Origin of the sequence: Kitasatospora sp. NPDC093558 (assembly GCF_040683475.1) — a bacterium.
GTDB lineage: Bacteria > Actinomycetota > Actinomycetes > Streptomycetales > Streptomycetaceae > Kitasatospora.
The window spans coordinates 1-7,403 of the sequence record NZ_JBFBDY010000318.1 but is presented as its reverse complement, the minus strand read 5'-3'; the positions used below and the strand labels follow the sequence as shown (position 1 = coordinate 7,403).

Genomic DNA, 7,403 nt, shown 5'->3' with positions numbered 1-7,403 from the left:
CCCATGGCCTTGGCCGCGACGGCCGCCTGGTCGGTGCCGCCCGAGCGCGACTGGTGGCGGTCCACCTCCTGCAGGGCGAGGACGTCCGCGTCCAGCGCGGCCACCGCCTGCGCCAACGGGTCGCCGGCGTCGGCCGGGTAGGGCCGCGGGGCGCCGTCCGGGGCGAGCGGCTGACCGTGCAACAGGTTGAAGGTGGCGATGCGCAACTGGCTCACACCGCACGACGGTACCCGCTCGCCGGGGGCGGGCGCGCCGCTTGAGCGCGGAGGGCATACCGGGTATACATACTGAGTATGTCCATCCGTCACGGTCTGCTCGCCCTGCTCGACCAGGGCCCGCGCTACGGCTACCAGCTGCGCACCGACTTCGAGGCGCGCACCGGCGCCACCTGGCCGCTCAACGTCGGGCAGGTCTACACCACGCTCTCCCGGCTGGAACGCGACGGCCTCGTCGAACCGGCCGGCGAGGACGACGAGGGCCACCAGTTCTACGCCGTCACCGAGGCCGGCCGGGCCGAACTGCGCGCCTGGTTCGACACCCCGGTGCCGCGCACCAACCCGCCGCGCGACGAACTCGCGATCAAGCTCGCGATGGCCGTCACCGTGCCCGGGGTGGACGTCTCCGCGGTCGTCCAGGGCCAGCGCCGGCACAGCATCAAGGCGCTGCAGGACTACACCCGGCTCAAGGGCCGGGCGCTGGCCGGCGAGTCCCGGCCGGGCGCCGCCGCCGGCACGCCCGCCGCGGCGGGCAGCGACCTCGCCTGGCTGCTCGTCCTCGAACAGCTGATCTTCCAGACCGAGGCGGAGATCCGCTGGCTCGACCACTGCGAGACCCGCCTCGCCCAGCAGGCCGAGCTCGAACAGGCCAGGGCCGCCGAGGCCGCGGGGGCGGCCGGGGCCGCGGGCCGGGAGCCCGCCCGGACGTTCCGGCCCGGCCGGCGCCGCGCGCGGTCCTAGCGCCGCCGTCGCCGTCGGCGCCGCTTCGCGTCCGCGCCGCCCGCACGGTCCCGGCCCCACGCCGGGACCGCACCGACGTCACCGATCCACCGGCCCGGCCACGACCGGGCCCACACCCAGCACAAGGGGGGACCGTGTCCTACACAGACCCGACCAGCAGCGGCGGTCGGCCCGTCCTGCACCTGGACGGCATCAGCCGGGTGCACGGCCAGGGCGCCGCCGAGGTGCACGCCCTGCGCTCGATCGACCTCAGGGTCAACCCCGGCGAGTTCGTCGCCGTCATGGGCCCGTCCGGCTCCGGCAAGTCGACCCTGCTCACGCTGGCCGGCGGCCTCGACACCCCGACCAGCGGCCAGGTCCTCGTCGAGGGCGTCGCCCTCGGCGGACTCGGCCGCAAGCAGCTCGCCGAGGTCCGCCGCCGCTCCGTCGGCTACGTCTTCCAGGACTACAACCTGATCCCGGCCCTCACCGCGGCCGAGAACATCTCCCTCCCGCGCGAACTGGACGGCCTCTCCGCCCGCGCCGCCCGCCGCGAGGCCCTCGCCGCCCTGGAGGAACTCGGCATCCCCGAACTCGCCGACCGCTTCCCCGACGACATGTCCGGCGGCCAGCAGCAGCGCGTCGCCATCGCCCGCGCCCTCATCGGCGACCGCCGCCTCGTCCTCGCCGACGAACCCACCGGCGCCCTCGACTCCACCACCGGCGAGGCCGTCCTCGCCGTCCTGCGCGCCCGCTGCGACGCCGGCGCCGCCGCCATGATGGTCACCCACGAGGCCCGCCACGCCGCCTGGGCCGACCGCGTCGTCTTCCTGCGCGACGGGCGCATGGTCGACGAGAGCATCAGCCAGGACGCCGGCAGCCTGCTCGTCAGCGCCGCCACCAACGCCAAGCGTCAGGGGGAGGAGTGAAGTTCAGCTCCTGGCGGGTCGCCCTGCGGATAGCCCGCCGCGACGCCCTGCGCGCCAAGGGCCGCAGCGCCCTCGTGGTCGCCATGGTCGCCCTGCCCGTCCTCGGCGTCACCGGCGCCGACGTCGTCTACCGCAGCGCCCAGCTCACGCCCGTCGAACGAGCCGTGCGCGTCATGGGCCAGTCCGACGCCGAAGTGCGCCTCAGCGAGCGCGGCGCGACGGTCAAACAGGCCCCCGACCCCAACGACGGCATCAAGTTCGCCTCCGCCCCCGACACCAAGGACGGCACCGCCCCCGACCCCACCCCCGAGGAACGGCGCAGCCGCGACACCGACCCCGCCACGCTCGTCGGCCAGCTCCTGCCCGCCGGCACCACCCTCGTGCCCGAGCGGCGGGGCCCCTTCACCGCCACCACCAGCGCCGAGGGCCTCATCTCCGCCGACACCGTCGAGGCCGACCTCACCGACCCCGTCTGGCGGGGCAAGATCAACCTGGTCGGGGGCCGCGCGCCGAACGCCGCCCGCGAGATCGCCGTCACCCGCACCTTCCTCGACCGCTCCCGCCTCGCGCTCGGCGCCACCACCACCGTCCGCGGCCTCGACGCCACCCCCTTCACCATCACCGGCGTCGTCGAGTACCCCGGCGAGCTCAGCGCCACCAGCCTCATCGCCCGCCCCGGCGAGCTCGTCGCACCGCTCGCCGCACTCCCCGGCGCCGACGGCGAACGCCCGCGCCAACTCGACCACTGGCTCGTCAAGATGCCCGCCGGCACCACCTTCGACTGGGCCAAGGTCACCGAACTCAACAAGTACGGCTTCACCGCCGCCTCCCGCGCCGTCTTCACCCACCCGCCGGCCCGCGCCGACGTCCCCTACTACGCCGAACAGCACCAGGACGCCGCCACCCCGCTCCTCGACCGCACCGCCGTCGTCATCCTCGCCACCGTCGTCGGCATGGCCCTCCTGGAGATCGTGCTCCTCGCGGGCCCCGCCTTCGCCGTCGGGGCCAGGCGCTCGCGGCGGCAACTCGGCCTGCTCGCCGCCGGCGGCGGTGACCGCTCCCAGATCCGCGCCGTCGTCCTCGGCGGCGGCGTAGTCCTCGGCACCGCCGGCGCCGTCCTCGGCCTCGGCATCGGCCTCGGCCTCGTCGCCCTGCTGCGCACCCGCGCCGAGGACTACGCAGGCCAGCGCTTCGGCCACTTCGCCGTCCAGCCGCTCGACCTCGCCGGCGTCCTGCTCATCGGCCTCGTCACCGGCCTGCTCGCGGCCATCGTCCCCGCCGTCCAGGCCGCCCGCCAGGACGTCGTCTCCGCGCTCACCGGCCGCGACTCCCTCAAGCCGCCCAGCCGCCGGCTCGCCCTGCTCGGCCTCGTCATGGTCGCCGGCGGCGCCGCCCTCGCCGTCTTCGGCACCGCGGCCAACCTCGCCAACCGCAGCATCAGCGTCCTCGGCGGCTCGATGATCGCCGAACTCGGCATGGTCGCCCTGGTGCCCTACCTCGTCGGCCTCTTCGGCCGCCTCGGCCGGCTGCTGCCGCTCGGCCCCCGCCTCGCCCTGCGCGACTCGGTGCGCCACCGCGGCCGCACCGCACCCGCCGTCGCCGCCGTCATGGCCGCCGTCGCCGGAGCCGTCGCCGTGTCCGTCTACGCCGCCAGCACCGACGAGCAGAACCGCCGCGACTACGTGGCCTCCGCCCCCGCCGGCGCCGTCGTCCTCGGCACCGGCTGGGGCCCCGCCTCCGACGGCTCCCTCCTGCCCCAGATGCGCGCCGCCGTCGAGTCCACCATCCCCGACCTCGGCCGCCGCGCCGACGTCGACAAACTCACCTTCCCCGCCAACTGCCGGGAAGGACACGGCACGTGCGGATGGGTCACGCCCCTCATGCCCCAAGAGCTCCGCTGCCCCGTGGACGGCGACTACGGCAGCATGCCCCTGGCCGAGGTCCAGCGGCTGCGCCGCGAGGACAAGCGCTGCCAGTACGACGGCCGCCACGGCTCCACCATCTACGGCGGCATCGGCGCGGGCGACGCCGTCATGCTGCACAACCTGCACGGCGTCACCGACCCGGCCGCCGCCCAGGCCCTCGCCGACGGCAAGGCCGTCGTCCTCGACCCGCGCTACATCAAGGACGGCAAACTCATCCTCCAGACCAACGACCCCATGGTGCTGCCCAGCGCGGGCGTCAACGCGGCCCCCTACCACCCGACGGAGGAGGAGCAGCGCAAGCGCCGGCACGAGACCACCGTCGACGCCTACCTCGCCGCCACACCCGTCCAGACCGCCATCGCCGTCGTCAGCCCCGACACCGCCCGCCGCCTCGGCCTCGGCGTCGTCGACGCCGGCTCCGTCTGGCTGCCCGCCACCACCCCCGGCGACGCCGCCGAACAGAAGGCCGCCGGCGCCCTCGGCAAACTCGCCGACCACACCGAGTTCTCCGTCGAACGCGGCTACCAGCCCAAGGGCGACCTCGTCTCCCTCGGCCTGTCCGCCTTCGCCGCCCTCGTCGCCCTCGGCGCCGCCGGCATCGCCACCGGACTCGCCGCCGCCGACTCCCAGCGCGACCTCACCACCCTCGCCGCCGTCGGCGCCACACCCCGGATCCGGCGCACGCTCTCCGGCTTCCAGTGCGGCGTCATCGCCGCCATGGGCACCCTCCTCGGCATCGTCTGCGGAGCCGTCCCCGCCGTCGCCCTGCGCAAGGTCCTCGGCACCGTCGTGCCCTACCCCGGCATCAGCGCCGCCGACATGGCCAACCGCTCCCTCGTGGTCGTCCCGTGGGGGCAGGTCGCCGTCATGGTGATCGGCCTGCCGATCCTCGCCGCCGGCCTCGCCGCCCTGCTCACCCGCTCGCGCATCACCCTGCTGCGCCGCTCCGGCTGAGCCCGGGCCGCCCGCCCGTCCGTCCGTTCGTCACCCCCGCCCGCCGCGCCACGGCGAGCGGGGGTGACGGAGGTTACAGCCCCCTTCCGGCCCGGCAGCCGGACGGCCGGGGCGGGCACCCGCACGGGCGAACTACAGTCGTCGGTATGACGAGAACCCCGGACAGCGCCGTCCGCTCCTACATCGACCAGCACCGGTCCGCCTTCCTGGCCGACCTGTCCGACTGGCTGCGCATCCCCTCGGTCTCCGCCGACCCGGCCCGCGCCGGGGACGTGCGGCGCTCCGCCGAGTGGCTGGCCGCCAAGCTGCGCGACACCGGCTTCCCGGTGGCCGAGGTCTGGGAGACGGACGGCCTGCCGGCGGTGTTCGCCGAGTGGCCCTCCGGGGACCCGTCCGCCCCGACCGTCCTGGTCTACGGGCACCACGACGTCCAGCCGGCCGCGAAGGAGGACGGCTGGGACACCGACCCGTTCGAGCCGACCGTCGTCGACGGGCGGATGTTCGCGCGCGGCGCGGCCGACGACAAGGGCCAGGTGTTCTTCCACACCCTCGGCGTGCGGGCCCACCTGGCCGCCACCGGGCGCACCGCGCCGGCCGTCAACCTCAAGCTGCTGATCGAGGGCGAGGAGGAGTCCGGCTCGCCGCACTTCGGCGCCCTCGTCCGGCGCGAGGCCGCGCGCCTCGCCGCCGACGTGGTGATCATCTCGGACACCGGCATGTGGTCGGAGACCACGCCGACCGTCTGCACCGGCATGCGGGGCCTGGCCGACGCCCAGATCGACCTGTACGGGCCGGAGACCGACATCCACTCCGGCTCCTTCGGCGGCGCCGTCCCCAACCCGGCGCAGGTCGCCGCCGAGCTGGCCGCCGCGCTGCACGACGGCGACCGGCGGGTGGCCGTGCCCGGCTTCTACGACGGCGTCATCGAGCTGACCGAGCGCGAGCGGGAGCTGTTCGCCGAGCTGCCCTTCGACGAGGAGCGGTGGCTGGCGGTCGCCAAGTCCTCCGGCACGCGCGGCGAGGCCGGCTACTCGACCCTGGAGCGGGTCTGGGCCCGCCCCACCGCCGAGGTCAACGGCATCTGGGGCGGCTACACCGGCCCCGGCGGCAAGACCATCGTCCCGGCGTCGGCGCACCTCAAGCTCTCCTTCCGGCTGGTCGCCGGGCAGGAGGTGGAGAAGGTCCGCGACGCCGTCCGCGCGTGGGTGGCCGCGCAGGTGCCGGACGGCATCCGCTACGAGCTGGTCTTCCCCGGCGCCACCCGGCCCTGCCTGACCCCGCTGGACCACCCGGCGCTGCAGTCCACCGTCCGCGCGATGGCCCGGGCCTTCGAGCAGAAGGTCCTCTTCACCCGCGAGGGCGGCTCCGGCCCCGCCGCGGACCTCCAGGACGTCCTCGGCGCGCCGGTGCTGTTCCTCGGCATCTCGGTGCCCTCGGACGGCTGGCACTCGGTCAACGAGAAGGTCGAACTCGGCCTCCTGGCCAAGGGCGTGGAGACCGCCGCCTACCTGTGGGGCGACCTGGCCGAGAACTTCCGGCCCGGCGCGTGAACAGTAGGGGCGCACCCTTGGCCGTCAGATCACTCATCCGGATGATTCACCTGATTCACCACGTGGGGATGGAACGACGTGAGCACCGTGCCTGAGACCGAACGCCCACTGCACCTGGCACTGGCCCGGGCCGGAGTGGACCGGGCGGCCGAGCACCGGTTCGACGAGCCCTGGCTCGCCGCCGCCTGGAGCCACCCGAACACCCGGGTGCTGCCGATCGCCGGCGGCGAGGCCTTCGTCGTCGACACCGCCGACGGCACCGAGCTGGTCCTGCTGCCCTCCTTCGAGGCCCCGCAGACCGGCGACCGGTACTTCCTCGGCACCGACGACGACGGCGTGTCCTACTTCGCGCTGGCCGGCGAGAGCCTGCCCGGGCGGCTGGACGGCGACGCCCGTCCGGCCGGGCTGCGCGAGGTCGGCGCGCTGCTGTCCGACCGCGACGCGGGGCTGCTCGTGCACGCCGTCGCCCTGGAGCACTGGCACCGCCTGCACAGCTTCTGCTCGCGCTGCGGCCACCCGACCGAGAAGGCCGGCGCCGGGCACGTGCGGCGCTGCACCTCCTGCGCGGCCGAGCACTACCCGCGCACCGACCCCGCGGTGATCATGGTGATCACCGACGAGCAGGACCGCTGCCTGCTCGGCCGCCAGGCGCTGTGGCCCGAGGGCCGCTGGTCCACCCTGGCCGGCTTCGTCGAGCCGGGGGAGTCGATCGAGCAGGCCGTCGCCCGCGAGGTCCACGAGGAGGCCGGCGTGCGGGTCGGGGAGGTGCAGTACGTCGCCAGCCAGCCCTGGCCGTTCCCGTCCAGCCTGATGCTCGGCTTCACCGGCAAGGCGCTGCCCGGCGGCACCGAGATCACCGTGGACGGCGAGGAGCTCGCCGAGGCGCGCTGGTTCTCGCGCGAGGAGCTGCGGGCCGGCATGGAGGCGGGGGAGATCCTGCCGCCCTCCGGCATCTCGATCGCCCGCCACCTCGTCGAACTCTGGTTCGGCGAACCGCTGCCGTCCTCGGCGCGCTGGTAATTCGCTCCCGAAAGCTCCCGGAAAAGGGGGCGTGGGGGACCAGGCCGACGCCCCCCGTTGCCGATACCATACCGAACCGGCGCCCCCCCC

General features: G+C 75.1%; 5 protein-coding genes and 1 pseudogene. 5 read left to right on the top strand and 1 reads right to left on the bottom strand.

The genetic code is table 11. From position 1 onward, the window contains the following. Positions 1–215, bottom strand: a pseudogene (locus AB0O00_RS24950) (hypothetical protein); the annotation flags it as partial. Positions 216–293: 78 nt separating this feature from the next. Here AB0O00_RS24950 and AB0O00_RS24945 point away from each other — a divergent pair. From AB0O00_RS24945 to nudC, 5 genes are all read left to right on the top strand, one after another. Beyond that, entirely contained in the window at positions 294–956 is a 663-nt protein-coding gene (locus AB0O00_RS24945) for a PadR family transcriptional regulator (protein WP_363655270.1), read from the top strand. A gap of 134 nt (positions 957–1,090) precedes the next feature. Further along, entirely contained in the window at positions 1,091–1,864 is a 774-nt protein-coding gene (locus AB0O00_RS24940) for an ABC transporter ATP-binding protein (RefSeq protein ID WP_363655268.1), read from the top strand. Continuing rightward, positions 1,861–4,743, top strand: a complete 2,883-nt coding sequence (locus AB0O00_RS24935; RefSeq protein WP_363655266.1) for an FtsX-like permease family protein — start codon at positions 1,861–1,863, stop codon at positions 4,741–4,743. Before AB0O00_RS24940 ends, AB0O00_RS24935 begins: the two co-directional genes overlap by 4 nt. A 146-nt stretch (positions 4,744–4,889) precedes the next feature. Further along, on the top strand, positions 4,890–6,293 hold the full coding sequence (locus AB0O00_RS24930) for a dipeptidase (RefSeq protein WP_363655264.1): 1,404 nt from the start codon (positions 4,890–4,892) through the stop codon (positions 6,291–6,293). A gap of 78 nt (positions 6,294–6,371) precedes the next feature. Next, positions 6,372–7,313: an NAD(+) diphosphatase gene (gene nudC, locus AB0O00_RS24925; RefSeq protein ID WP_363655262.1), complete on the top strand. Its 942-nt coding sequence runs from the start codon at positions 6,372–6,374 to the stop codon at positions 7,311–7,313. Positions 7,314–7,403 lie beyond the last annotated feature (90 nt).

Bases quoted from the DNA above. Each gene is read 5' to 3' on its own strand.
- AB0O00_RS24930 (WP_363655264.1), top strand. From the start codon at position 4,890: ATGACGAGAACCCCGGACAGCGCCGTCCGCTCCTACATCGACCAGCAC.
- AB0O00_RS24945 (WP_363655270.1), top strand. From the start codon at position 294: ATGTCCATCCGTCACGGTCTGCTCGCCCTGCTCGACCAGGGCCCGCGC.